This window comes from Kribbella sp. NPDC050124 (assembly GCF_044460355.1).
Classification (GTDB): domain Bacteria; phylum Actinomycetota; class Actinomycetes; order Propionibacteriales; family Kribbellaceae; genus Kribbella.
The window spans coordinates 21,851-47,794 of record NZ_JBITJU010000009.1; the positions used below are offsets into that span (position 1 = coordinate 21,851).

The following is a 25,944-nucleotide window of genomic DNA, read 5'->3' on the forward strand; positions in this document are numbered from 1 at the left end:
TCCGCTCGGCCATCGCCGCCGCGGCAGGACGGGCGAGCCACCCTGTCGCTAGTTTCTAATGATTTGGCTAGACTGGTATCGTTAGAACTTGAGACGCTGATCTGCGCAGACCGTTACGGCATGGGACTCTGTGCAGATTGATCTGACGATGATCAGCCAGAGTCTTCATTAGAGATGAGAGGGGTGTGCCGTGGGGCGCAGGTTTGCCGAGTTGGCCTTCACCGACGCGGTGCGGGCGCAACAGCGGTTGCACGGCAGCGATCGTGCGTACCGCCGGATGGCCGAGGGCTCGGCTAGCGGTGACGTTCTCGGTTCCGACGAGATCGCGTTCATCGCCGAGCGGGACAGTTTCTACATCGCCAGCGTCGGAGAGACGGGCTGGCCTTACATCCAGCATCGCGGCGGGCCGCGGGGCTTTCTGCGCGTCCTGGACGAACACACCCTGGGTTTCGCGGATCTTCGGGGAAACCGCCAGTACATCACGCGCGGCAACCTCGACCACAGCGATCGCGTCGCCCTGTTCCTGATGGACTACGCCTTGCAGGCACGCCTCAAGCTCCTGGGCCACGCCCGGGTGACCGAGGATCCGGATATCCTGCGAAGGCTGGTCATCCCGGGCTACCCGGGAAAGGTGGAAGGGGCCGTTCTCATCGAGATCGAGGGATGGGACTGGAACTGCCCGCAACACATCCCACAGCTGTTCGGCCGTGACCTGGTTGAGCAGGCCGTCGGCTCGCTGCGGGACCGGATCACCGAACTCGAGCAGGAGAACGCTCGGTTGCGGTCTGACCTGCGTGACGGCGGGAGCCGGTGAAGGCCATGTCCGTCCCCCTGCTCGGTGAGCCGTTGCCCATCGAACTCGTCAACACCGCGTACGCCGTACGGGGTGAACCGCACGACGGCCTGGCAAGCGTTGAGCTGCTCACGGCATGGCTTGCCGCCAACGAGCACCGGCTGCCGTGGAAGCTGTCATCCGATGAACGTGCCGCCATCGGTGACTTCGAACTGAACGCCGCCCGCGAACTCCGTGACGCCATCCGCGATGTGGCGCAGGCGATCACGGCGGGCACGGCCCCATCGGCCGGCGCGATCGAAACCCTCAACCATCACGCCCGCTGGGCGCCGCATTGGCAGGAGTTGCAGTGGCAGGCCGAGCCAACCGCCCACGTACGCAGCGCCGCACCGCCGCTCACCGCGACCCTGTCCTTCATCGCTCAGGCCGCAATCGACCTGTTCGTCAATCACCACACAGACCTGCGTGCCTGCCAGGGACCCGGCTGCGTGCTGTTCTTCCTCCAGGATCGTCCGCAGCGAAGGTGGTGCTCGGCAGCCTGCGGCAACCGTGCCCGCGCTGCACGCCACTATGCACGCCATCGGTGACCCGCTGACCCGCTAGTCCCCTCCTTCCCCTCTCTCAGCCGAGACGTCGTCGACGTCTGGGCACTCGAACGACGCTTCCCGACATCCACGGCAGCTATCGCGCCTTCTTCGCCCTCGGCCTGGGCTCCGTCATCCTGCTCCGTCCCGACAACGCAGTACCTCTCAAGAATCAGGAGACCACCTATGAACTCAGTGCGCTACGCCACCGTTGACATCGACGGTCAGGCGATCTTCTACCGGGAGGCCGGCGACCCGGCGAACCCGACGCTAGTCCTGCTGCACGGCTTTCCCACCAGCTCTTCCATGTTCCGCAACTTGCTGCGCGACCTGGCGGACTCCTACCACCTCATCGCACCCGACCACCTCGGCTTCGGCCAGTCCGGCATGCCGACAGTGGACGAGTTCGCCTACTCCTTCGACGCCCTCACCGAGCTCACCCTGGGCCTGCTGGACAAGCTGGACGTGCAGCAGTTCGCCCTCTACATCCAGGACTACGGCGCACCGATTGGACTGCGCATCGCCAGCCGCCACCCCGAACGCATCACCGCCCTGATCACACAAAGCGGCAACGCATACCTGGAAGGGTTCACACCCTTCTGGGAGCCGCTGTTCAACCACGCCAAGGACCGGGCCACCTACGAGCCCGACGTACGCGAGCTGCTGACAGCGCAAGCGACGCACTGGCAGTACACCCACGGCGTACCGGCGCAGTTCCTGGACCGGATCAGCCCCGACACCTGGACCCTGGACCAGTCGTACCTCGATCGGCCCGGCAACCAGGAGATCCAGCTGCAGCTGTTCTACGACTACCAGTACAACCTCGACGGATATCCCGCGTTCCAGGAGTACTTCCGCCGCCACCAGCCGCCGACGCTGGTTGCCTGGGGCAAGCACGACGAGATCTTCGGCGCCGACGGGGCCACGGCCTTCGCTCGCGACCTGCCCGACGCCGAGATCCACCTCCTGGACGCCGGGCACTTCGCCCTGGAAACCCACGGCGACGAGATCGCCGCGCTGATCCGCGACTTCCTCCAGCGGGTGCTGCCATGAGCGCGACCCGACCCCCGCTTCCGCCGTTCACCGCCGAGACTGCTGCCCAGAAGGTGCAACTGGCCCAAGATGCCTGGAACACCCGCGACCCCGAACGCGTCTCGCTCGCATCCCGCGCGTCCAGCGGAAAATCTGGCGTCGCGGTGATGATTCGTGCCCGGAGGAGGCTGGGCCCCGTGTTCGGCAGCACAGCGTGGCCCACGTCACTGGCCGCGGCTGTCACAGTGATCGGTTCGCCGGCATCTCGTGGTCGACAGTGACGGAACGAGAGAACGGAAGACACATGAGCAAGGTCTGGTTCGTCACCGGCTCGTCGCGGGGCCTCGGCCGCAACTTTGTCGAGGCCGCCCTGTCCCGCGGGGACAGCGTGGCCGCGACCGCCCGGAGCACCGCAAGCCTTGATGACCTGGTCACGACGTACGGCGAAGCAGTGCTTCCGCTCGAGATGGACGTGTCCAACAAGGCCGCCGTCTTCGAGAGCGTGAGGCGGGCCAAGGAGCACTTCGGCCGTCTCGATGTCGTCGTGAACAACGCTGGATACGCCCAGATCGGCGCGATCGAGGAGTTGACCGAGCAGGAACTGCGCGACCAGTTCGAGACCAATGTCTTCGGTGCGGCGTGGGTCATCCAGGCCTCGCTTCCGCACCTGCGCGCGCAGCGCTCCGGACACTTCGTCCAACTGTCGTCGGTGGCGGGGCTGATCGCCATGCCGCTGGGCGGTGCGTACCAAGCCTCCAAGTGGGCTCTCGAAGCGTTGAACGAGACGCTCGCCGGCGAGGTCGCCGACTTCGGCATCAAGGTGACTATCGTCGAGCCCGCCGGCTTCGCCACCAGGTCAGGCAAGAACCCGGATCCACTCGCCAACGGTCACATGGCCGAGGCCAACCCGGCCTACGACAGCCTCCGTCAGCGCCTCGCCGGAGTCATGGGCAAGCAACCCGCAGGCGACCCTGCCGCCGCTGCCCAAACGCTCCTGAAGATCGTCGACAGCGACAACCCACCTCTCCGGGTGCTCTTCGGCCAGGGTTTCCACCAGATGCTCGATGAGGTTTACGCCGCCCGCCTCAAGACCTGGGCCGACGGGCAGAACCTTGCGCTGGAGGCACACGGCAACCTTGCTCAGAACGCGGAAACCGCAGTCTGACCGCTTCACGGCCAGTGGGTAGTCCGCGGCGCTTCGCGACCACCGGCATCGCAAGCGCCATCGTCGCGAACCGAGCCGCCGCACCCCGCGAGGTGCGCGTTCCTCCTCGGACACACACCATCCACACGCGGGGCAGGCGGGATCGATATTGATCGGCGAGTTGCCTTCGCTGGGCACCTTCAGGGTCGATGTCCGGGACCACCGGTCATGCCAGGGCGAGGAAGAGTTTCTCCAGTTTGGCCAGGTCGACGTCGCTGTCCTCGTCGGTCAGGCAGCGTTGGAGTCCGGTGGCCACGATGGCGTAGCCGGCGCGGGAGAGGGCCTTGTCGACAGCGGCGAGCTGGGTCAGGACCGTCTCGCAGTCCGCACCCTCCTCCATCATCCGGATCACGCTGCCGAGGTGTCCGTGAGCGCGCTTCATCCGGGTGATGACCGGTTTGATGTCAGCTGGTTCGAGGTCCATCGGAGTCCTTCTGTTCGTTGACCTGGAGGTTCATCATATCCCCCCAGGGGGATGTGATACGTTCACCGGGTAACCCCCTCGGGGGATACGGATTACGGCACTCGTGACAAGGACGGGACTCCCTGATGCCAGAGCTCGGCAGCGGCCGGCTCGCCGCCGTGGCGAGCGCAACCGGCCTGACCATCCGGACCATCGACACCCCGTCGCTCGGTGACCGCAGCTACCTCGTCCACGACGGCGTGGTGGCGTTCGTCGTCGATCCGCAGCGCGACATCGACCGCGTCCTGGACCTTCTCCGGGCCGACGACGTCGTCCTCACCCACGTCGTCGAAACGCACATCCACAACGACTACATCACCGGCGGCCTCGCGCTGGCACAGGCCACCGGGGCGGCGTACCTGATCAACGCCGACGACACGGTGGCGTTCGACCGCACGCCCGTCCACGACGGCGAAATCGTCCGGATCGGCGACCGGATGCGACTGCGCACCATCCACACGCCCGGTCACACCTTCACGCACCTCTCCTACGCCCTGACCGACGCCCGCAGCGACGACAGCCGGCCGATCGCGGTCTTCACCGGCGGATCCCTGCTGTACGGCGCAACCGGGCGGCCTGATCTCCTCGGCCCCGACCACACGAGCGCACTGGCCCGCCATCAGCATGCCTCGGCGCACAAACTCGCCCAGGCACTGCCCGACGAGACGCAGATCTTCCCCACGCACGGGTTCGGCTCGTTCTGCGCCGCGACCCAGTCTGATGCGACCGAGTCGACGATCGGGCAGGAAAGGCGCGCGAATCCGGTTCTGACCCAGGACGAAGAGGTCTACGTTCGCGAGTTGCTGGCGGGCCTGGGGGCATGGCCGGCGTACTACGTGCACATGGCGCCGGCCAATGCCGCCGGTCCGGGTGCGCCTGACCTGTCCCTGCCCGAGCCGGCGGTCGCCACCGAACTGCGCCGCCGTATCGAGGCCGGCGAATGGGTCGTCGATCTCCGCCACCGCATCGCCTTCGCGGCCGGTCACGCGCCCGGCACACTGAACTTCGGCCTCGACGGCGCGTTCTCGACCTACCTCGGCTGGCTGATCACCTGGGGAACACCGGTGACCTTGCTCGGTGAGACAGCCGACGAGGTCAGCCGGGCCCAGCGCGAGCTCGCCCGGATCGGGATCGACCGGCCCGCGGCCCACGCCACCGGCGAACCGCGGGACTGGAGCCTCGACGCACCCGTGTCGTTTCCCACCGCCACCTTCGCCGACCTCGAGGAAGTCCGTCACCATCGCGACGTTGTCGTCCTGGACGTTCGCCGTACCGAGGAACACCACGCGGCCCGGATCGACGGCGCGGTCAACATCCCCATCCACGAACTGCCGCACCGGATCGCCGACGTGCCTGCTGGCGAGGTGTGGGTGCATTGCGCCGCCGGCTACCGGGCCTCGATCGCCGCATCGTTCCTCCATGCGGCGGGCCTCGACCTCGTAGCGGTCGACGACACCTTCGAGAACGCGCCGACGAGCGGTCTCCCGGTGATTCGTCACAGCGAACCGACCGGCTCGTGACAGCCGTTCGACCGGGGCTTCACTATCTGCCAAAGGAGAATCGCCGTGTGCCGTCCCGTTGTGTGCAAGACCTGCGGTAAGACCACGTGGGCCGGGTGCGGCCGCCATGTCGCGCAGGTCAAGTCAATGGTCCCGGCCGACCAGTGGTGCGCAGGTCACCCGAAGGCCGAGCGCCAGGGCGGCAGTTGGGTCGACCGGTTGCTGGGACGCTGACGCGGGCTCGGTGGTGGTCGCAGGTCAGGTGGTGCCCAGCGCGATCACGACCGCAGTGACCGCCACGGCGACGCCGCCACTTGCGGTCCACGCGACCCACGCCGGGAGTACGCCGTACTCCTGACGCGGAGCGACGTCGGCCGGTGGTCGTCCGTCGCGACGGCGGGCGATCCAGATCGCGATCGCGACCAGCACGCCTCCAGCAGCAAGCAGCCCGAGCGCGGCCGTCAGTTCGCCGGGGAACCACTCGTTGACCGCGATCGGCAGGAATTGCACGGCCCCCCAACCGCCGAGAGCGAGCACCAGGAGATCCCGCGCCAGCACTGCGAGCGCGATCAGCGCAGCCGAGGTGGTGAGAGCCAGCACGAGTCCGCCGTCCGCCGGCATCGTCATACCGGCGCCGATCGTCAGCCCGATCCCGCCGTACAGCAGTGCGCTCCAGCGCGGCCGTACGACGCCTCCCCAGCCAAGCAGGAACCAGATCGCGCCGACGCCCCACACCGCCACCCCAGGCAACTCGCCCTCGGAGGCTTGGAACTGTGCGGCCGCGGACCCCGCCGTACCTGCCAGTGCAGCGAACAGGGCCGCCTGCTGCAGGCTTGTAGGCAGCCGCCACCACAGCAGCGCAGCGACAGCCGCCGCGCCCGCGAAGACCAGCAACGCAAGATCATCGTCCTGCCACCCCAGCACCTCATCGCCGAACAGCCCGAGGAAGCCGGCGGTCGACACAGTGGCACCGAGCCACAGGACGGCATGCATCCGCAGACCAGCCGGCCCCAGACGCTCGGGTACGGCGAACCCGGCCAGCAACAGCGCGCCGGCTGCCACGCCAACGACGGTCAGGTGCCCGGCGGTCGACAGGTCGTTCCAGTACTGCGAGGCCAGAAGCAGCGACGCCACCACGATCAGCACGCTACCGACGTACCCGAGCGCTTCGACCGCGAGTGAGGTCTGACGGTGTTCCCCGGACGCGGGCGGAGAATGCGGGATGTCGGCCCGCATTCGCTCAGCCTGTGCAGGCGTGATCACCCCCGCCGTTACCCAACGATCGAGCAACGCGGGCAGCTCAGCCGGACCACTGACCGCAGACTTCCTCATACCACCACCATCGCTCCGTCCGGCGCTGTCGCCCAGAGTCCAAGGTCACCTCGATACTGGGCGTCACGACGGCGACCCGCCGCCGGACCGGTCGATCGAGCTGTCAACCGTGCGGGTGCCGCCACCGGGGCGCGACCTGCGCCCACTCGCGCTCCCACTCCCGGGACCGGCGTCGGTTCAGCGGCACGAGCAACAGCCGGGCCAGGCCGAAGACCAGCAGCCAGCCGACCAGCACGGCTGACACACCTGCCCCGACTCCGATCGCGCTGCTGTCGTCCGGGGATCGCGGCGGAGTCACAATCGTGCCTGCCGCGTCCATCCAGATCGTCAGCTCGGTCCCCTTCCGTGTCCCGGCGGGCGCGTACGCCGTGCCCTCACGCGGCCAGCCGTTCGGGTCCGTCCAGCCGACCCGGACCGGGACACGGAGGACCGCAGGTAGCCCAGGGTCCGCGAGGACGGTGTCGTCGAGCGCCCGAGCCTGGACCTCAGTCAAACCGACCCGGCGTTGCGCCGCCGATGCCTCGCCGGCGTTCCGGACGGCAGTCCCCAGTGCGGCGGCGCCCGGAACGACCAACAGACTCGCCAGTACGGCGCCCAGCACGATGACGGACTCGATCCGGTCGACTCGCCGGCGTAGCGGATTCCGGCCGAATCCGAATCGGCGGGCCTGCATCAACAGCCAGTGGTCCGCGCGGCGTCGCCGTACCGCAGCCATCGTGCCTCCCTGCCGGATCGCACCACCCTGCGACTCCAGGTTGTCCCCGCGACCCGCCCACTGTCAGGGCCGAAGGTCCCACACTGCTCGGGACGGAGAAGAGTCGGTGGCCTGTGGTGGCTGGAAGGCCTGTGAAGACGGGACCAACAGCCCTGACCGTGCGATGCCCCGGCGGGCGACAGTCGAGGTACGAAGTCATTCCGAGGAGGAACGGTGTCGTCACAGGCAGCCTCGGTTGCCGCCGGGTACGACGGTCTGCCCGCCGGCCGGGCCGCGATGCGCCGGGCCGCCGCCGATGCCTTCGTCGAGGACGCCCCGCACGCCCGCGCGCTCGTTGTCGGCATCGACGGCTCGCGCGACGGGCTCACCGCCCTCGCCTGGGCGGTCCGTCACGCCGCACGGCGTGGCCTCGCGCTGTGTGCCGTCCACGTCGTCGACGACGACCGCCCGTCGTCGGACACCCCGCCGGTTGGCTACGACGACGGCTCCGGCGAGATCGAAGAGGCCGCCGCCGAGCTGGACCGGCTCGGTTTCACCGACGCCACCGCCGAAGTGCGGCACGGTCATCCGGCGAGCGTCCTGCTCGACCTCGCCTCCGCGGGCGGCAGCACACTGGTGATCGGCAGGCGTGGCCTGGGTGGGTTCGCGGAACTGGTCGTCGGCTCGACCTCGCAGGTCTGTGCGTCGCTGTCGACCGGCACGCTGGTCGTCGTACCCGACGAGTGGAATCCCGACGCGGCACCGCACGGGAGGGTCGTCGTCGGGGTCGACGACTCCGCCGACTGTCAAGCCGCGCTGGGCTTCGCGTTCGAGACCGCGGATCTCGAGGGCGCCGAGCTCAAGGCCGTGCACGCGGCCAACCTGCCGGAGAGCTATCCGGCGACGGACCTGTGGATCGACCCCGCCGAGCAGCCTTGGCTCGCGCGCTCAGAGGTCCTCGTCACCGAGGCCCTCGCCGGCTGGCGGGAGAAGTACCCCGAGGTGACCGTCCGCACGAGCTGCACCGACGGGCATCCTGTCCAGCTGCTGGCACTCGAGTCCGGCGAGGCGGACCTCGTAGTCGTCGGCGGCCGAGGCCGCACCCGGTACACGCCGCTGCTCCTTGGCTCGGTAGCCCGCGGCCTGCTCCATCACACCAAGTCCCCCGTCGCCGTGATCCACCACGAGAGCCGCCCGGCCGCATGACAACTGACCTGTCGATGCCCCAGGGACTCACCGATATCGAGGCCGCGCGGGCGCTGGCCGGGCACGGGCCGAACACCATCGCCGCGCCCAAACCTGTCCCGGTGCGCAGCCGTGTCGTGATGCAGCTGCGCGATCCAATGATCCTGTTGCTGATCGCCGCCGCGGGACTCACCGCGAGTCTGCACGACCTGACGGACCTCACCGTGATCCTCGCAGTCATCGTGCTCAACACGACGGTCGGCGTAGTCCAGGAACTCCGCGCAGAACGCGCACTCGCCGCCCTGCACCTGCTCGCCGCTCCCCACGCGTCGGTGGTCCGCTCAGGCCGCACCGTTGTGATCCCGGCCGCAGAGGTCGTTCCCGGCGATCTGGTCGTCCTCGACGCCGGCGACATCGTCTCTGCCGACCTGACCCTGTCCACCACGGTCCGGCTGCAGGCCGACGAGTCCGCGTTGACCGGGGAGTCCGTCCCGGTCGAGAAGAACCGTGACGACGAGGCGTTCGCCGGCACCGTGATCACCAGAGGCCGCGGCTCAGGCACGGTGTCCAGGACCGGTCCGGACAGCGCACTGGGCAGGATCGCCGGGCTGCTCGCGAAGCAGCAGCCGCGGCCGACTCCGCTGCAGAACCGGCTCACCGCGCTCAGCCGGATCCTCAGTCTGATCGCGTTGTTCCTGTCCGGCCTCGTCGCCACCGCCGGACTGCTCAGAGGGCTGCCGCCGGCCGACATGGTGGTGACGGCGGTCAGCCTCACGGTCGCCGCCGTCCCGGAGTCGCTGCCCGCCGTGGTCACCCTGGCGCTGGCCATCGGCGCACACCGGATGGCCCGCCGCTCCGCTCTCGTCCGGCGGCTCCCCGCCGTCGAGACGCTCGGGTCGGTCACCATGGTCGCCGCCGACAAGACCGGCACACTGACCGAAGGCGTCATGCTGGCCGAGCGATTGTGGACCGAGGAGGGCGACTTCGTCGCCAGTGGCAACGGCTACGCACCGGAAGGCACCCTGTCGCCCCTGGGTGAGCTGCGGTCCCCGGCCCGGCTCCTTCGTGCCATCTCCCTGTGCAACGACGCCGACCTCCGCGCACCGGCAGCCGACCAAGCCGACTGGCTGCCGCTCGGCGATCCGACCGAGGCGGCACTGCTCACCCTTGCCCATCGAGGTGGCATCGACCCGACCGCAGTGCGCAAGGTGTACCCGCGCGTCGCGGAGATCCCGTTCGACAGCACCCGCAAACGGATGACGACCTTCCACCGACTGCCCGACGGCGCCGGCGAGCTCGCGGTCGGCAAGGGCGCACCCGAGGTCATCCTCGACCCCGCGGTCACGACGTACGGCGCTCTCGCGGCTGCCCGCGCCGTCGCAGCGGATCTCACGGCCGACGGCTACCGCGTCCTGGCCGTCGCGGACCGGATCCTGCCACCGGGGTCCGAACGATCCGAGAACGGCCTGCACCTCGCGGGCCTGGTCGCGATCACCGATCCGGTCCGCCACAACGCGGCTGAGGTCACCGACTCCTTCGGCCGCGCTGGAGTCGGTCTGCTGCTGATCACCGGCGACGCCGCCGGGACAGCCCAGGCGGTGGCCGGTCGCATCGGTCTGCACACCGACCAGGTGGTCACCGGGGCCGACATCGATGCCGGGGCGGATCCGGCCGGCGGCCGGGTGTACGCCCGGATCCGCCCGGAGCAGAAACTCGACATCGTCCGCGCCTGGCAGGACGCCGGCCATGTCGTCGCGATGACTGGCGACGGCGTCAACGACGCACCTGCACTGCGGCGCGCCGACATCGGGGTTGCCATGGGCAAAGAAGGCACAGATGTAGCCCGGCAGGCGGCCGACCTGATACTCACCGACGACGACCTCGGCACCGTCTCGGCCGCGATCGAGGAGGGCCGGCGGATCTACGCCAATGTGCGGACTTTCTTGCGGTACGCGCTGAGTGGCGGACTTGCCGAGGTACTGGTCATGCTGATCGGACCGCTGCTCGGGCTGACCACGCCACTGGTGCCGGCTCAGATCCTGTGGATCAACATGCTCACCCACGGTTTGCCGGGCGTCGCGATCGGCGCAGAGCCGGCCGATCCCCGGGCCATGCGCCGCGGACCTCGTTCACCGGACGAACAGGTTCTGGGTGCCGGCCTGTGGCAGCGCGTCGCTTGGACCGGGACGCTGATCGCCGCTGTCACCCTCGCCGGAGCCCTGTGGGCCCGATCGGTCGGCGCTCCCTGGCAGGCCATGACGTACCTCGTCCTCGGACTGGCCCAGCTCGGAGTCGCGATCGCCCTGCGCCGGCCACGGCCGAGTGGCGAGCCCCGGCTCCGCTTCCTCGACATTGCCGTCGCTGGTGCGCTCGTCGCTCAGGTCGTCCCACTGTTGCTCCCGCCCCTGCGCGACCTGCTGAGTCTGCAGGTCCTGACCCTGCCCCAGTTCGTGGTGGCTGTCGCCTTCGCAGTACTTCCTGGCCTGGTGGTCGGCCTGCTCCGGCTCCGCCACCGGCGACGGCCCACCTGAATGTCATCCCTGGGGTCTGGGCACCAGGGCCGTCCAGTCCCTCCGGACAGGGCATTTCTGCCCTGGCTCAGCTGCTGCGGGCGTGGTCTGCTGAAAGATGGCGCACAGCGAAGGAGCACGGCGATGAGCGACTGGACCGGAGACGCGCTACGCCGCTACGCCCAACGATTCGGCCGCGACCTCGAGAAGGTCCGGTCGGGCCTGCTGACCGGCGACACCGATCCGGCGGCGACGTCGAGCAGCCTGTCGCCGGGCGATGCCGGGCACCTGGCGCGAGCCTGCGGCCTGCCAGCAGCCGCCGGCACCGGGCCCGCCACGTTCTTTGCCGACTTCACCGCGCCGCGCGGCCGACGGCACGTCCGTGTTTGCGGTGCGGCCGCGTGTACGTCGGCCAGCGGCGGCCGTCATCTCCGACAGGTCGAGGATGCACTCGGTGTGCCGGTCGACACCTGCAGCGCTGACAGCGCGGTGTCACTCCAGGAGGTGCGCTGCCTCGGATACTGCTATGCCGGTCCCGCCGCACTGGACGGCTCTACCGCCTGCGCGGGTCCGGATCTCGCGGCGCAACTCACCGGCCGGTGCCCGCCGCGAGATCCACCGATTCCCGTCCACGCGGTTGGCCAGAAGGCCGTCGTGACGGCCGGTCTCGTCGCAGGCGAAGCCAGCTGGTCGGTGTGGCCCGAGGTGGTCGAGCACGGCGATCCCGAGGAGGTCCTGGCTGCGGTGGACACCGCACGGCTGCGTGGGCGCGGCGGCGCGGGATTCCCGACCGCACGCAAATGGGCTGCGGCACGGACCCACCCGGGACCCCGCGTCGTGGTCGCCAACGGCGACGAAGGCGACCCGGGCTCGTACGTCGACCGGCTGCTGATGGAACGGGATCCGGACCGGCTTCTCGAAGGGCTCGCGCTGGCGTGTTTCGCGGTGCAGGCCGACCAGGCGGTGATCTTCGTGCGCTCCGAGTACCCGCGCGTCCGGGAACGGCTCCGGACCGCGATCCAGCGCGCCTACGCGGACGGCCACTTCGGGCACCGGGTGCACGGCAGCAAGCAGTCCATCGACGTACGGGTCGAGCCCGGCGCCGGATCGTACGTCTCCGGCGAGGAGACGGCCCTGCTCAACGCGATCGAAGGTCTGCGCGGGGTCGTCCGGCCGCGACCGCCGTACCCGGTCGAGCACGGTCTCGGCGGCCGGCCGACGGTGGTGAACAACATCGAGACCCTGGCCGCCGTGCCCTGGATCATCAGGTACGGCGGCGCGAGCTACGCCGCCCTCGGCACCGCCGGGGAGAACGGGACCGTGGTGGCGAGCCTGTCCGAGCGATTCGCCCGGCCGGGAGCCTATGAGGTGGAGATCGGCACGTCGGTACGCCGGCTTGTCGAGGAGCTCGGCGGTGGCCTCCGCGACGACGCCGTACTGCGGTCGATCCAGATCGGTGGCCCGCTGGGCGGATTCCTTGCTGCGGACGACTTCGACCTGCCGCTCAGCGAGGCCGCACTGTCCACGCGTGGTGCGGCTCTCGGCCACGCAGGCATCGTCGCCTTCGACGACCGGCTGACCGGTGACGACATCTTGCGGCACGTCTGGCAGTTCGCAGCGGCCGAGAGTTGCGGCGTCTGCTCGCCTTGCCGGGTCGGCACCCGGCGCGGCCTCGGCCTGGCCCGGCTCACGCCGTCTGCCGAGGTGGTGAGCGCGCGCGACCAAGTCCTCCGAACTATGACGATCGGCAGCCTGTGTGCATTCGGGCGGCGGGTGCCAGTCGCGGTCCGCAGCCTCGCTCGCGTCTACGGTTTGGAGGGCTGGTCATGATCCGCGTCTCCGTAGACGGCCAACCTGTGGAGGTTCGCTCGGACGCCACTGTGCTCGAGGCGGTCCGGGCCGCCGGCCGGTCCGTCCCAGCGCTCTGTCACGACGATCGCCTGTCCCCGGCCGCCTCGTGCCGGACGTGCCTGGTCGATGCAGATGGCAACGGTCCGGTCGCGGCCTGCACGACACCGGTGCGCGACGGACTCCGGATCGGTCTGGAGGTCGGTGAACAGTGGCGCAAGGACGCGCTTGCGACCATCGTCGCAGGCCTTCCGGAGCACGCCCTCGACGTACCCGCCGACCGCAGCGAACTCGTTCGCCGCTGTCAGGAGCTCGGCGTCCCGGCGCAGCCCGTGTCATTGCCTGGTGAGTCCCGCGGAGTCGACCACTCGCATCCGTACGTCAAGCTCGATCGCGATCTCTGCATCGCCTGCGGCCGTTGTGTCCGTGCGTGTGCCGAGATCCAAGGTTCCTTCGCCATCACACTCACCGGACGCGGCCCGGACACTGTCGTCGCGCCCGGCACCGGCGGGCTGTGGTCAGGCTCGGACTGTGTCAGCTGCGGTGCGTGCGTCGACACCTGCCCCACCGGCGCACTGTCCGAGCCGGGCCTGCTCGACCCCCGTCCGATCGAGAGGTGGACTCGAACCACCTGCGGATACTGCGGCGTCGGCTGCACGCTGGACGTCGCCACCCGCGATCACGAGATCGTCACCGTCCGGCCGGTCGTGGACGGCACGGTGAACCGCGGCCACGCCTGCGTGAAGGGCCGGTTCGCGCACGGCTTCGTCAGTTCACCGGACCGGCTGCAGACACCGCTGGTACGACGTGGCGGCCAACTCGTCCCCGTGTCTTGGGACGAGGCGTTCGAGTTCGTCGCCGGACATCTGCGACGGATCGCGGCACCGGACCGGTTCGCGGTCATCTCCTCCGCCCGCGCCACGAACGAGGAGAACTACGTCATCCAGAAGTTCGCCCGGGTGGCGATCGGCACGAACAACGTCGACAACTGCGCCCGGCTGTGTCACGCCCCGTCGGCGGCCGGTCTGGCGACCACGTTCGGACTCGGCGGCGGGACCAACGCCTTCGACGACCTCGATCGCTGCGACGCGATCCTGCTCGCCGGCGCCAACCCGACCGACGCCCACCCGGTCGTCGGCGCCCGCATCCTGCAGCGGGTCATCGACGGTGCCCGGCTGGTCGTGATCGACCCCCGCCGTACCGAGCTCGCCAAGCACGCCGACGTGCATCTGCGGGCCCGGCCGGGTACGAACGTTGCCGTCTTCAACGGCCTCGCCCACGTACTGATCCGCGACAACCTCATCGACAAGGCGTTCCTCTGCAACCGCGCGACCGGGTACGACGAGTTGCAGGACCTGGTCCGCGACTACCCACCCGACCGGGTGAGCGACCTCAGTGGTGTCACCGTGGACGACCTGGTCGCGGCTGCCCACCTGTACGGCGAGGCCGCCGCACCGGCGATCTTCTACGGACTCGGCGTCACCGAGCACCTGCACGGCACGGACGGCGTCCGGACACTCGCGAACCTGGCGATCCTGCGCGGCGCGGTGGGAACCGCACTCGGTGGTGGCGTGAATCCCCTGCGCGGACAGAACAACGTGCAAGGAGCGTGCGATATGGGCGCGCTGCCGGACCTGCTGCCCGGGTATCAGAAGGTCGCCGACGAGCAGGCCCGGATCCGGTTCGAGTCCGCGTGGCGGACACCGCTGCCGACGACCCGCGGGCTGCGCATCCCGCAGATGTTCGAGGCAGCACGCGCCGGACGGCTGGACGTCCTGTGGGTCGTCGGCGAGGACGTGCTGTCCACCGATCCGGACACCGCTGCCGTCCGGGCGGCGCTGGATGCATGCCCATTGGTGGTCTGCAACGACTTGTTCCTGTCGGCGACCGCACGGGCCGCGGACGTGGTGTTCCCGGTCGCGTCCTGGTTGGAGAAGGACGGTACGTTCGTCAACTTCGACCGCCGGTTCCAGCGCGTCCGGCGAGTGATCGACGCACCTCCCGGAGTGCGCACGGACCTGGACGTCTTCCGGGAAGTCGCTAGCAGACTCGGCGCGGACCTCGGCTGCGCCACGCCGACGGCAGCGCTCGACGAGTGCAGTTCGCTCGCACCACTGTTCGGCGGTGTCTCCCACCATCGGCTCGACGCGGGCGCCATACTGCATTGGCCTTGTGCGTCCGGCGACGATCCCGGCAGCCCGACGCTATACCTCGACGAGTTCGCGACCCCTGACCGGCGCGCACGGCTGGCCGCGAAGCCCTATCTGCCGCCGGGCGCCGAACCGGATACCGAGTTCCCCTATCTCCTGGTCACCGGACGGCGCGCGGAGCACTACAACTCCGGCGAGATGACACGGCGGACTCCCAACCTTCTGCTCCTGGAGGGCGAACCTCTCGACATCGAACCGCTGGACGCGGCCGCCCTCGGTCTGCACGACGGCGTGCCTGTCGAGATCACCAGCCGGTACGGCAGCACCGTGCTCCCGGTCCGCCTGACCGACGATGTCGCCGCCGGGCAGGTCTTCTCCGCGTTCCACTTCCCGGCCGCCGGCGTCAACGACCTCACGTCACCCCTCGGCGACGAGATCACCGGCTGTCCCGAGTACAAACTGACCGCAGTCCGCCTCCGCCGCGCGGACGGCCGTCAGCAGGTCGGGTGACCGTCACCGTCCTAGCTCGCAGGTCCGCCCCCCAATTGCTCCGGAGCCGAGATGCGCCACACAATGAACTGGAGGTCGCGAGTCATCCGCCCGGCCGATGGCCGGGCAGTCGTCCTGGGGGGACGGGGACGGAGGTGCCGGCAGTCTGGTCCGGCGCCACATTGAGGTGCAGGGGGGTTGTGATGCAAGGTTTGACTCGTCGGCGCGTGCTGCAGGTGTGCGGCGCCGCTGGAATGACCATGCTGGTCCCGATCCAGCTGACCGGTTCGGCGGGGGCGGCGGTTCGTCGTACCCGGGCCGGTCTGCTGGAGCCAAGGACCATCCCGAAGTACGTGACCCCGCTCGTCGTACCGCCGGTGATGCCGCCGACGACGGTCGGGGCCGTGGACTACTACGAGATCGCGGTGCGGCAGTTCCGCCAGCAGATCCTGCCGGCCGGCTTGCCGGCCACCACGGTGTGGAGCTACGGCTCGGTCAACCATCCGGGCACGTTCAACTATCCGGCCTTCACGATCGAGGCGTCCTACCGCAGACCGGTCCGGGTTCGCTGGATCAACGGCTTGGTGGACGACCAAGGCAACTACCTGCCACATCTGCTGCCGGTCGATCCGACGCTGCACTGGGCGAACCCGCCCGGCGGTACGGCGGGACGCGACTCGCGACCGGACTTCGACGTGACGCCCGGCCCGTACGACGGACCGGTGCCGATCGTGACGCATCTGCACGGCGGGCACACCGCCGACCACGCCGACGGTTACGCGGAGGCGTGGTACCTGCCCGATGCCGCGAACATCCCGGCCGGCTTCGCGAGGCAGGGCACCTTCTACGACTACTTCGCCGCGAAATCACCGATCGGCTCGAGCTGGAGCCCGGGTGACGCCGTGTTCGAGTACGCAAACGATCAACGAGCCGGGACACTGTGGTACCACGACCACACCCTCGGCATGACCCGGACCAACGTGTACGCCGGACCGGCCGGCTTCTACCTGTTGCGACGCGGCCCCGGCGACCTGCCGACCGGCGTACTGCCTGGGCCGGCTCCCCGGCCGGGTGATCCGGCCGGCACGCGGTACTACGAGATTCCGCTGGCCATTCAGGACCGTTCGTTCAACGACGACGGCTCGCTGTCCTACCCGGACACCCGGGAGTTCTTCGACCAGTTCCCGGGGCCGTACGTGCCGGAGACCGACGTACCGCCGATCTGGAACCCGGAGTTCTTCGCCACCACGATCGTGGTCAACGGCAACACCTGGCCACGGCTCGAGGTCGAACCGCGGCGCTATCGGTTCCGGCTGCTCAACGGCTGCAACTCGCGGTTCCTGATCCTCGCGCTGACGTCGGACCCGCTGACCCGGCCGGTCACCGCGGCGCTGCCGTTCTGGCAGCTCGGCGCCGACGGCGGATTCCTGCCGGCACCCGTGCGCCGATCGCAGCTGCTGATGGCGCCGGCCGAGCGCGTGGATGCGATCGTCGACTTCACCGGGCTGCCTCCGTCGACCGAGCTGTACCTGGTGAACCTGGGCCCCGACGAGCCGTTCGGGGAGCTCACTGACCCGCCCGAGCCGTTCGCCGATCCGGAGACGACCGGGCAGGTGATGAAGCTGGTCGTCGTACCGCCGGCGTCGCGGGACACCAGTCTGCCGCCCGACCGGTTGCGGCTGCCCGCGTTCAAGGCACTCGGCGCTGCGAGCACCACCAGGGCGGTGTCCCTCACCGAGGAGGCGAGCACAGTGCCCGGTTTCGACGGCCCGATCGCCGCGAAACTCGGCACCATGGACGACAACGGCGTACCAGTCGCCCTGGGCTGGGACGACGCGATGACCGAGAACCCCGCCACCGATGCGATCGAGATCTGGGAGCTGCACAACTTCACTGAGGACGCACACCCGATCCACATCCACGAGGTCCAGTTCCAGGTCGTCGATCGCCGGCCCTTCGGCGGTACGGCGCGCGGTCCGGACGCAGGCGAGGCAGGCTTCAAGGACACGGTGATCGCCTACCCGGGCGAAGTGACCAGAGTGAGGGCTCTGTTCGACCTCCCCGGCCTGTTCGTCTGGCACTGCCACATCGTGGAACATGAGGACAACGAGATGATGCGTCCCTACCACGTCGGCCCGATTCCCAACGACCTGCCGTAGACCTGCGCCGCACCCGGCGGTACGAGGAGCACGGGGATATCGGTGAACTCCAGCAGGTGCAGGGGGTTCACCGGCCCGCGCGGTTCTCGGGCCACCACGATGAGTTCGGCGGCATAGCGAGCGGCCACCGCAAGCACCTGCTCGGTGCCGCGGCCGGACAGCACCTCGGTCTCCGTCCGGAGTCCGAGGCCCGCCGCCCGCTCGGCCACCCGCGACAGCATCGCGACCGCGCCACGAGCTCGCCGCACGGCCGCCTCAGGAATCGCCGCGGCCCGCAGTTTCGCGTCGAGCACATGATCTTCGACGACCGCGACGAGCATCAGGTCGGCACCGACGGCTGCTGCCAGGTCGATCGCCAGCTGCGCCGCTCGCAGAGCCGCTGCCGAGTCGTCCACCACGACCAGCATGCGCTTGATCATCGATCCTCCGCCGCCGCAGTCCGGCTCGCCGCCCAGCGCAGCCGCACGTTCTCCTCGCGGTCGGTCTCGTCAAGGCGCTGCGCCAACTCGGCCAGCCGCTGCTCCAGCTTCGGGATCCATCGCAGCTCGAGCGCCCGCTGCTGCTGGCGGGTCAGCGCCAGCTCGGCGGCGACCAGACTGACCGAACGCTGCGCCGCCGCGAGCCGGACCGCAGCCACCACGGCATCACGGTGCGCCTGCAGCGTGTAGGCCAACGCCGAACTGCCGGGCGGCTCCGCCCGTGGCCCGAACCGGACATCGGTCCGGGTCGGGTGCCGAACGCCCATCGTGACGTCGTACCCGATGCCGGCCTCAGTGGTTGCTTTGGGCATCGAGGCGTAGATGGCCCGGAGCCCGTCCAGCGCAGTACCTCGCCGCAGCCAGCCGGACGCTACCCGCGCCTGCTCCTCGAAGGCCTCGGCAGCCCGTACGGCGGCCAGCTCCAGCCGCTCGCACTCGGCCGCGAGCGCTCGCTGTTTGCGGTCCAGCAGGGCGACCGCCCGCTGCGCCGTGGTCAGCCGGGCCGTCAACGCCAGCCGCGCGGCACGTCCGGTGGCCGGCCCGGTCATCGGGCACCTCCCCGGAGATGTTCGGCAGCCAGGGCCTCCGAGACCATCGTGAGCTCGCGCCGCGGCAACACCGACACCGCCTGCCACAGCCGATCCAAGGTCTCGTCGAAACCGCGCGCTTCGTCGGCGCGCTGCCGCAGCAGGGAGTCCTCGAGCGCGGTGGCGAAGGACAGGTAGGAACGGTCGGTGTCGCTGAGCGCACCCGCACCGATCAGGTCGGCCAGTTCGGCCGCCTGCCGGGCCCGCGCCAGCGCCGCGATGGCCTGCGCGGCAACGTGCAGATGGTCGTTCCGAGTTCGGCCGGGACCAGCTCCGCTGCGCATCAGACGCGACAGCGAGCCGAGAACGTCCAGCGGTGGATAAAGACCGCGTGCGTGCAGGTCGTCGGCCAGCACGATCTGTCCCTCGGTGATGTACCCGGTCAGGTCCGGCACCGGGTGTGTGAGGTCCCCGGCGGGCATCGTGAGCACAGGCATGATCGTCACCGACCCCGGGCGCCCGCGGATCCGGCCGCAGCGCTCGTACAGTGACGCGAGATCGCTGTAGAGATAGCCCGGATACGCTCGCCGGGCCGGAATCTCCCGCCGTGCTGCCGCCACCTCTCTGACCGCGTCGCAGTAGCTGGTCATGTCGGACATCACCACGAGCACATGTGTGCCCTCGACGAACGCGAGATGCTCGGCGACGGTCAGCGCGATTCGTGGTGTCAGCAGCCGCTCGATCACTGGATCGTCGGCAGTGTTGAGCAGCATCACCAGCTCCCCCTCGGCGGCCCGCGTCTCCAGCGCTGCCCGAACGAAATCGATGTCGGCGTGCGGCAGACCCATCGCCGCGAAGACCACCAGGAACGGGTCACCGGAGGCGGTGGCCTGGGCGGCGATCTGGGTGGCGAGCTGCAGGTGCGGCAAACCAGGCACCGAGAAGATGGGCAGCTTCTGGCCGCGGACCACGGTGGTCAGCGCGTCGATTCCGGACACCCCGGTCAGCACCGGTTCCCGCGGTGGTTCCCGGTGGACCGGGTTGAGGGGCCACCCGTTCACCGCAGCCGATGCCGGGCCGAGAACCGGCGGGCCACCGTCCAGCGGCTCCCCGCGACCGTCGCAGACCCGGCCGAGCCAGCCACGACCCAGTGGAATCCGGAACGGACTGCCGGTGAACTCGACCCGCACCCCGCCAGGACGCAGGCCACCGGTCCCTTCCAGCACCTGCAGTACGGCGAGATCGCCTGCGACCTCGAGGACAACACCGTGGCGCTCGGTCCCGTCGTCGAGGCGGACCACCGCGGACTCGTCCCAGCCGACACCGCCGACCTCACGCACGACCAGCAGGGACCCTCGCAGCGACTCCACCGCGCCGTACTCCACCCCCTTGCTCATCGGGGTCATGGCAACTCCTCCAGCGCCTGCATGATCGCCGCACGACGATCGGTCAGGTCCTCCGGACCAGGGGCTTCCTCCCGTGCCCTGACCAGCGGACCGAAGTCGAACTCCTCAAGCTCGGTCGCGGTCACGCCGCGATCGACGAGCGTCATGCAGCGCTCGACGACGTCCAGGACCAGTTGCAGCAACCGGCCGCCGCGCTCGGCGGAGCAACTGGCGTCGACCGCGCTCAGTGCGCTCTGCGCAAGCACCGCGTCACGGAGCAGCCGGCCACCCAGGATCGTCATGCGTTCCCGGCCCGGCAACGTCCTAGTGCCGACGATCTCGGCGAGTTCGGTCAGCCGCGCGGCCTCCGCGAGCAGTGTCATCGCCCGGGCACGTCGCGAGGCCCACCCGGGGTTGCCGTTCCCGGCGTGCCAAGCGCCGGCCGCGCCGACGTCGTGGGAGTACGACGCGGACCAGCTGACCGCCGGGTAGTGCCGGGCGTAGGCGAGGTCACGATCCAGACTCCAGACCCCTCGAACGAAGCGTGCGGTCGCGGTGGTGACCGGCTCGGTCAAGTCGCCACCCGGTGGAGACACCGCGCCGACCACCGTGACCGACGCCGTCCGACCGCCCTCGGTGCGAACCCGGCCCGACCGCTCGTAGAACGCGGCGAGCGCCGAGGACAGGTCGGCCGGATAGCCCTCCTCCGCGGGCAGTGCGCCGGTCCGGCTCGCGAACTCGCGCAACGCCTCCGCCCACCGCGACGTCGAGTCGGCCACGACCACCGCGTGGTACCCCATGTCCCGGAAGTACTCGGCGACCGTGATCGCGGTGAACACACTCGCTTCCCGCGCCATCATCGGCATGTTCGAGGTGTTGGCGAGGATGACCGTCCGATCGATCATCCGTCCGCCGGTGCGGGGATCGGCGAGTTCGGCCAGTTCGCCGAGCACATCGGCCATCTCGTTGCCGCGCTCCCCGCACCCTACGTACACGATCACATCGGCGTCACACCACTTCGCCAGCTGCTGCAGCAGGACTGTCTTGCCAGTCCCGAACCCACCCGGTACGGCGGTGCTCGAGCCGGCGCCGATCGGGAACAGCAGGTCCAGTACCCGCTGTCCAGTGTGCAACGGCACGAAGGTCTCGTCCCGGTACCTGCACGGCCGCGGACGGCGAATCGGCCAGCGTTCGAACAGCCCGACCTCAACGTCGCCCACCCGGGCCACAGCCTCCGCCGCCGATGCCTTGCCCGCGCCGGCCAGGAAGCTCAGCTGCCCGCGCACACCCGGCGGAACCAGGACCCGATGCTCGACGGCGCCGGCGCCGGTGACGACACCGAGCAGGGTCCCCGGTTCGACGTGCTCGCCGCAGACCGCATCGGGCTCGAAGTGCCACCGGTCCGCGGCCGTTTCGTCTGGAGTCAGCAGCTGCGGCGACAGCCACGTCGGTGCCGCCGACAGCGGCCGCAACAAGCCGTCGAAGACCTGTCCGAGGAGGCCAGGCCCGAGGCGCGCGGACAGCGGACTGCCGGTCCGACGCACAGGGTCGCCGACCGTCAGCCCACCCGTGTACTCGAACGCCTGCAGCGTGACCGCCGCGCCGTCGATCGCGACGACCTCAGCCGGGATCCGGCGCTCACCCAGCTCGACCACCTCGTACATCGACGCGCCCGCTACGTCGATCGCTTCGACGAGCGGACCGTTGATCCGGCGGATCCGGCCCGTCGCGGGTGTCATCGTGTCCACAGCTCCGCCACCTCCGTGCCCGATCGATCGACGACGCGATCGACCAGGGCGGGCAGGCTCAGATCCAGCCTCCTGGTCCCCGCCGATGCCAGGACGCCACCGTCCGGGCTGTCGGTCACCGCGGCTCCCGGACCGAGCAAGTCCTCGGCCTGGGCCACCAATCGCTTCCGGAGCTGTTCGTAGTCTGGGCGCCGCACCAGCGCCACCGCGGCCAGCCGGCAACGTCGCCGGAGCTCGTCGTACAACGCCCGCTGCGCCGCCAGCACAGTACGGCGTGCGTCCCGCCGGCTGTCCGCCATCCGCGCTGTGAGGAGCACGGTGGCCTCGGCTTCGCCCTTCACCCGTGCGTCGGCGACGAGTTCGTCCGCAGTACGGCGGGCGTCCGCGAGCAATGTGTCTCGACGGCTCTCGGCATCGCGCAGTTCGGCGGCTGCATCCGCGCGAGCGGCGGCCAGCAACGCATCGCGGACCGGATCGAGCGCGGCGTCGGCGGGAGACGGCAGAGGTCGGCTCATGGCGGCAGCACCACAGTCAGTACCGCTGCCGACGTCAGCGATGGCGGGCCGAGCGCCTCGGCGGCTGCCGGGGTGAGCAGCACGACGCCCACCTCCGGCGGCAGCTCGTGCCACTGCCGACGCACCTCCTCGGGTGTAGTTGCCGTGAGCAATCGCAGGCCGACCAGTCCGTAGCCCGAGGTGCGAATCGGCTCTCCGAGGACTGCGATCTGCGTCATCGCGCCTCGCCCACCAGAATGATGGCGACGATCAGGCCGTAGATCGCGATTCCCTCGGCGAGTCCGACCACCACCATCGCGCGGCCGAACAGCTCCGGGCGTTCACTCATCGCGGCCAGCGCGGCGGCGCCGGTGTAGGCGACCGCGACTCCGGCGCCGATCGCCGACCCGGCCACGGCGATCGCCGCGCCGAGCAGCGCGGACCCGCTGGCCGGCGCGGCCGCGGCCGGATCCGCGCCGGGCACCTCCGGAGCACCGGCGGCGAACCCCCAGTCCGCGGTCACGATCGCAACCAGCAAGACCACCGCGACGGTGAGCAGCACCATGTTGGCCACGGTCAGCAGGACCGCCGACCACGGATGGCGGCGAAGGAAGTCCCTCACGATGTCACCTCCAGATCCTCCGCGGGCAGCCGCCACGGACGGAACGGCCGCCCGTCCGTCTCGAAGACCCGGGAGAACAGTTCGTAGTACTCGAGACGAAGTGCCTGGATGCCGGCCACCAGCGCCTCCAGCGTGAACGCAACGGTGGTGCCCACGACCAGAACCAGACCCGCACCCAGCCGGCCGGACAGGGACCCGCTGTCCCACAAGGCGACCGTGCCCAGCCAGACGATCCCGGCGAGTGCCGCATGGGTGAGGCCGAAGGCGGCCAGCCGGGCGAAGGAGACGAGGTTGGAGCCGAGCCGGACGACCACGTCGAACAGTTCGACAGATGCCTGCAGGACTCCGCCCGCGCCGCCACCTGATCCGGCAAGCAGTCCGGTGAAGGTGAGCACGAGACCGGCGATCGCCAGCAGGACTGCGGCGATCAGCAGTCCGCCGATGCCGAAGTAGGCTCCGCCGACGATCCCGGCCAACGCCAGGAACAGCATGCTGCCGGCGACTCCGGTGCGCGCGTACAGCGCGTAGCCCGAGCCGCCTTCGCGGAACCGGTTCACGATGCCCAGTCCGTAGGCGGCGCCGAGCAACCCGGCCCCGACTCCGAGCGCGGTCAACAGCAGGGTCGTCACGTCTTCCACCGGCGACAACCAGAGCACGGGCACCAGGCCGGTCGGTCCGAACATCTCGCCGTACAAGAAGCCGAAGACCAAACTGGCGGCAGCGGCACCGGCGAGGAAGGGCCAAACCGGCCGGAGCTTCGCCAGCCGCGCGACGCGGCCGCTGCGAACGAGCAGCGCCCCGAGCAGCAAGAGCAGACCATGGCCGACGTCGCCGAACATCATGCCGAACATCGCCACGTAGGCGATCCCGGCGACCAGCGACGGGTCGACATCGGCGTACGGAACCGTGGTGTAGGTCTGCACGATCAGCTCGAACGACCGGCCTCTGCCCTGCTGCCGCAACAGCGTCGGCGGCTGAACGCCGGGCGGGGACGGCAGCGGTACGACGGAACCGCCGACGGGATTCACGGCATCGGTCAGTTCGGACAGCGCACCTGCCGGGGTCCAGCCCAGCAAGGCCGTCACAGGTCCGTGTTCGACCGCCTGCGCGGTTCGCCGTTGCAGCTCCGCCTCGCGGGCCGACCACTCCGGCTGCCGATCTGCGACGACCGCGAGTTCGACGTCGGACCGGACCGGGTCCAACTCGACGAGTCCGGCCGAGCTGAGCTGGTCCAGCAACTCGCGGATGCGGTCGACCGGGACGACCAGCGCGACGCGCTGCATCCGGACCGGCCGTACGGCATCACGCCAGGACACCGAGCACCTCCCCCGGACCGCCGCCGTACGCCGCGTCGCCGAGAGCGACCCGTGTCCGCCAGCCGTCGACCGCGAGGACGGCCACAGCCCCGAGGAACGGGTCCACGCCGGGCGTTCCGCGCCGCAACAGGCGGAAACCGTCGGACTCGATCCGAACCGCCAAGCCGGCCTCCGCCCGCCACAGGTTCTCCGCGGAGTCGACTCCGTCCAGAGCCCAGCGGCCGGCTAGCGGCAACGCGGTACGCAGCGCAGCCACCGAGCGCGCTGTCGCCCAGTCCGGCCCGAGCAGCGGTGCCGCGGATCGAACCAGCCACTCGACCGGGCCGGTTGTTCGAACGAGCAGTTGCTTGGCGACCACCAGGGCCGCCGCTCCGGTCACCCAATCCACCGCGGCCGGCGCCTCGGCCGCGACCATCCGTAACCACCGCAGGGCGAGCACGTCGTGCAGCACCTGCAGCGAGCCGTCACCAGGGTCACCCCACGGCGAGGCCCCGAGCGCTACAGCGAGGTCATGTGTCGAGGCCGTCGCCGCGACTCTTGGCCACGACAAGGCCAGGCTGCCGAGCTCGTAGTACCGCTGCCGCCGGCCAGGCTCGGCAAGCGCTCGTGCATGGGCTTCGATGTTGGCGCACTCGTACCTAGCCCCCAGCGCCCGGGCCAGGCCGACCGCCGACCTGGGCAACCACCCCGACAGGACCCGCAGTTGCCACAACTCCGCCGCCGTGATCAGCCACTCGGCCTCGGGTAACGACGTGCCGGGTGCGGACGCCCGGCGATACGCCGTGCCTTCGAGCAAGCCGATCGCGTCGGCGAAGCTGGGCGCGAGCGCGATCCGCCGGGCGGCGCCGGCTCCGATGCGCCGGCGTGCCATCGCCTTCGCCCGGACGGTGGCGGCGACCCAGCCCGCGCTCATCAGCCGGCTCCATCAGCGAGAGCCTCGGCCACGATCCGGTCGACGACCAGCGCTACCACGCCGTCCATGCGCTGCAGCCCTTGTTTTGTGAGGAGATCGGCTTCCGCCGACGCCGCGGCGAGCGTCCGATCCACCGCGGCATCCCCACGGGCGCGGACCGCCGCGGCCGCTTCGGCTCGCTCACCCGCTGCCCTGGTACGCGCGTCAGCGATCGTCGCAGTCGCGTCACGCTCCGCACCGGCGACGATCGCGGCGGCCTCCTGCGCAGCGCGGGTGCGGATCGTCTGGCACTCGGCGATCACCTCGTCGAGAGCGGCGAAGACGGCGACGAGCTCGGCCGGCACGCCGGAACGGTCGTCCGCGGGGACGCCGACAGGCCCGGCCCCGCCCGGTGTGCCGACGGGGCGAAAGCGACGCAAGCGGTCCAGCATGACACTCATCGCCATCCCCCATCCGGTCGCTTCGAGTGGCAGGCCTAGCACGATCGTCACCGGGTTCGGTCACCGCTTCCAGGGCAC

General features: G+C 70.0%; 24 protein-coding genes. 11 read left to right on the forward strand and 13 right to left on the reverse strand.

The annotated features are described in order from the left end of the window. Positions 1–211: 211 nt before the first annotated feature. From ACIBL3_RS21480 to ACIBL3_RS21500, 5 genes are all read left to right on the forward strand, one after another. Positions 212–814: a pyridoxamine 5'-phosphate oxidase family protein gene (locus tag ACIBL3_RS21480; protein WP_396355267.1), complete on the forward strand. Its 603-nt coding sequence runs from the start codon at positions 212–214 to the stop codon at positions 812–814. A 5-nt stretch (positions 815–819) separates the two neighbouring features. Then, entirely contained in the window at positions 820–1,380 is a 561-nt protein-coding gene (locus ACIBL3_RS21485; protein WP_396355268.1) for a CGNR zinc finger domain-containing protein, read from the forward strand. A gap of 183 nt (positions 1,381–1,563) precedes the next feature. Next, positions 1,564–2,430 carry an alpha/beta fold hydrolase gene (locus ACIBL3_RS21490; RefSeq protein ID WP_396355269.1) on the forward strand — a complete coding sequence of 289 codons (867 nt, stop codon included), beginning with the start codon at positions 1,564–1,566 and terminating at the stop codon, positions 2,428–2,430. Further along, positions 2,427–2,690 carry a DUF1348 family protein gene (locus tag ACIBL3_RS21495; protein ID WP_396355270.1) on the forward strand — a complete coding sequence of 88 codons (264 nt, stop codon included), beginning with the start codon at positions 2,427–2,429 and terminating at the stop codon, positions 2,688–2,690. Before ACIBL3_RS21490 ends, ACIBL3_RS21495 begins: the two co-directional genes overlap by 4 nt. Before the next feature lie 23 nt (positions 2,691–2,713). Further along, positions 2,714–3,574: an SDR family NAD(P)-dependent oxidoreductase gene (locus ACIBL3_RS21500; protein WP_396355271.1), complete on the forward strand. Its 861-nt coding sequence runs from the start codon at positions 2,714–2,716 to the stop codon at positions 3,572–3,574. A gap of 205 nt (positions 3,575–3,779) precedes the next feature. On the opposite strand, the gene ACIBL3_RS21505 is transcribed toward ACIBL3_RS21500, so the two are convergent. Next, positions 3,780–4,037, reverse strand: a complete 258-nt coding sequence (locus ACIBL3_RS21505; protein ID WP_396355272.1) for a metal-sensitive transcriptional regulator — start codon at positions 4,035–4,037, stop codon at positions 3,780–3,782. A gap of 125 nt (positions 4,038–4,162) precedes the next feature. On the opposite strand from ACIBL3_RS21505, the gene ACIBL3_RS21510 reads away from it, so the two are divergent. After that, positions 4,163–5,596, forward strand: a complete 1,434-nt coding sequence (locus ACIBL3_RS21510) for a rhodanese-like domain-containing protein (protein WP_396355273.1) — start codon at positions 4,163–4,165, stop codon at positions 5,594–5,596. A 237-nt stretch (positions 5,597–5,833) separates the two neighbouring features. Here ACIBL3_RS21510 and ACIBL3_RS21515 read toward each other — a convergent pair whose 3' ends face one another. Both ACIBL3_RS21515 and ACIBL3_RS21520 read right to left on the reverse strand, forming a co-directional pair. After that, the gene (locus ACIBL3_RS21515; protein ID WP_396355274.1) at positions 5,834–6,907 is read right to left on the reverse strand and encodes a DUF2157 domain-containing protein; all 1,074 of its coding nucleotides are present in this window, start codon (positions 6,905–6,907) and stop codon (positions 5,834–5,836) included. 103 nt (positions 6,908–7,010) lie between these two features. Further along, positions 7,011–7,622 carry a hypothetical protein gene (locus ACIBL3_RS21520; protein WP_396355275.1) on the reverse strand — a complete coding sequence of 204 codons (612 nt, stop codon included), beginning with the start codon at positions 7,620–7,622 and terminating at the stop codon, positions 7,011–7,013. A 213-nt stretch (positions 7,623–7,835) separates the two neighbouring features. On the opposite strand from ACIBL3_RS21520, the gene ACIBL3_RS21525 reads away from it, so the two are divergent. The 5 genes from ACIBL3_RS21525 (at position 7,836) to ACIBL3_RS21545 (ending at position 17,942) form a co-directional block, all read left to right on the forward strand. Further along, positions 7,836–8,807 carry a universal stress protein gene (locus tag ACIBL3_RS21525; RefSeq protein ID WP_396355276.1) on the forward strand — a complete coding sequence of 324 codons (972 nt, stop codon included), beginning with the start codon at positions 7,836–7,838 and terminating at the stop codon, positions 8,805–8,807. Further along, entirely contained in the window at positions 8,804–11,317 is a 2,514-nt protein-coding gene (locus ACIBL3_RS21530; protein ID WP_396355277.1) for a cation-translocating P-type ATPase, read from the forward strand. Before ACIBL3_RS21525 ends, ACIBL3_RS21530 begins: the two co-directional genes overlap by 4 nt. A 123-nt stretch (positions 11,318–11,440) precedes the next feature. Beyond that, complete coding sequence (locus ACIBL3_RS21535) at positions 11,441–13,126, forward strand: NAD(P)H-dependent oxidoreductase subunit E (RefSeq protein WP_396355278.1); 1,686 nt, start codon at positions 11,441–11,443, stop codon at positions 13,124–13,126. 26 nt (positions 13,127–13,152) lie between these two features. Continuing rightward, entirely contained in the window at positions 13,153–15,804 is a 2,652-nt protein-coding gene (gene fdhF / locus ACIBL3_RS21540) for a formate dehydrogenase subunit alpha (protein WP_396355279.1), read from the forward strand. A 191-nt stretch (positions 15,805–15,995) separates the two neighbouring features. Continuing rightward, the gene (locus ACIBL3_RS21545; protein ID WP_396355280.1) at positions 15,996–17,942 is read left to right on the forward strand and encodes a multicopper oxidase family protein; all 1,947 of its coding nucleotides are present in this window, start codon (positions 15,996–15,998) and stop codon (positions 17,940–17,942) included. On the opposite strand, the gene ACIBL3_RS21550 is transcribed toward ACIBL3_RS21545, so the two are convergent. From ACIBL3_RS21550 to ACIBL3_RS21595, 10 genes are read right to left on the reverse strand one after another with little or no spacing between them, the layout of a single operon-like run. Next, positions 17,906–18,361: a universal stress protein gene (locus tag ACIBL3_RS21550; protein WP_396355281.1), complete on the reverse strand. Its 456-nt coding sequence runs from the start codon at positions 18,359–18,361 to the stop codon at positions 17,906–17,908. The two genes, ACIBL3_RS21545 and ACIBL3_RS21550, sit on opposite strands and share 37 nt — an antisense overlap. Then, positions 18,358–18,969, reverse strand: a complete 612-nt coding sequence (locus ACIBL3_RS21555) for a V-type ATP synthase subunit D (RefSeq protein WP_396355282.1) — start codon at positions 18,967–18,969, stop codon at positions 18,358–18,360. The genes ACIBL3_RS21550 and ACIBL3_RS21555 overlap by 4 nt, the downstream gene beginning before the upstream one ends. Beyond that, positions 18,966–20,345: a V-type ATP synthase subunit B gene (locus tag ACIBL3_RS21560; protein WP_396355283.1), complete on the reverse strand. Its 1,380-nt coding sequence runs from the start codon at positions 20,343–20,345 to the stop codon at positions 18,966–18,968. Before ACIBL3_RS21560 ends, ACIBL3_RS21555 begins: the two co-directional genes overlap by 4 nt. A 5-nt stretch (positions 20,346–20,350) precedes the next feature. Further along, entirely contained in the window at positions 20,351–22,072 is a 1,722-nt protein-coding gene (locus ACIBL3_RS21565) for a V-type ATP synthase subunit A (protein WP_396355284.1), read from the reverse strand. Then, on the reverse strand, positions 22,069–22,596 hold the full coding sequence (locus tag ACIBL3_RS21570) for a hypothetical protein (RefSeq protein WP_396355285.1): 528 nt from the start codon (positions 22,594–22,596) through the stop codon (positions 22,069–22,071). Before ACIBL3_RS21570 ends, ACIBL3_RS21565 begins: the two co-directional genes overlap by 4 nt. Beyond that, a complete protein-coding gene (locus ACIBL3_RS21575) occupies positions 22,593–22,814 on the reverse strand; it encodes a hypothetical protein (RefSeq protein ID WP_396355286.1) in 222 nt (73 codons plus the stop codon). Before ACIBL3_RS21575 ends, ACIBL3_RS21570 begins: the two co-directional genes overlap by 4 nt. Beyond that, positions 22,811–23,197, reverse strand: a complete 387-nt coding sequence (locus ACIBL3_RS21580; protein ID WP_396355287.1) for an ATP synthase subunit C — start codon at positions 23,195–23,197, stop codon at positions 22,811–22,813. The genes ACIBL3_RS21575 and ACIBL3_RS21580 overlap by 4 nt, the downstream gene beginning before the upstream one ends. Continuing rightward, positions 23,194–24,513: a V-type ATPase 116kDa subunit family protein gene (locus tag ACIBL3_RS21585; RefSeq protein WP_396355288.1), complete on the reverse strand. Its 1,320-nt coding sequence runs from the start codon at positions 24,511–24,513 to the stop codon at positions 23,194–23,196. The genes ACIBL3_RS21580 and ACIBL3_RS21585 overlap by 4 nt, the downstream gene beginning before the upstream one ends. Beyond that, complete coding sequence (locus ACIBL3_RS21590) at positions 24,500–25,426, reverse strand: hypothetical protein (RefSeq protein WP_396355289.1); 927 nt, start codon at positions 25,424–25,426, stop codon at positions 24,500–24,502. Before ACIBL3_RS21590 ends, ACIBL3_RS21585 begins: the two co-directional genes overlap by 14 nt. Beyond that, positions 25,426–25,917, reverse strand: coding sequence for a hypothetical protein (locus ACIBL3_RS21595; RefSeq protein ID WP_396355290.1), 492 nt, complete (start codon positions 25,915–25,917; stop codon positions 25,426–25,428). Before ACIBL3_RS21595 ends, ACIBL3_RS21590 begins: the two co-directional genes overlap by 1 nt. Positions 25,918–25,944: the final 27 nt, after the last annotated feature.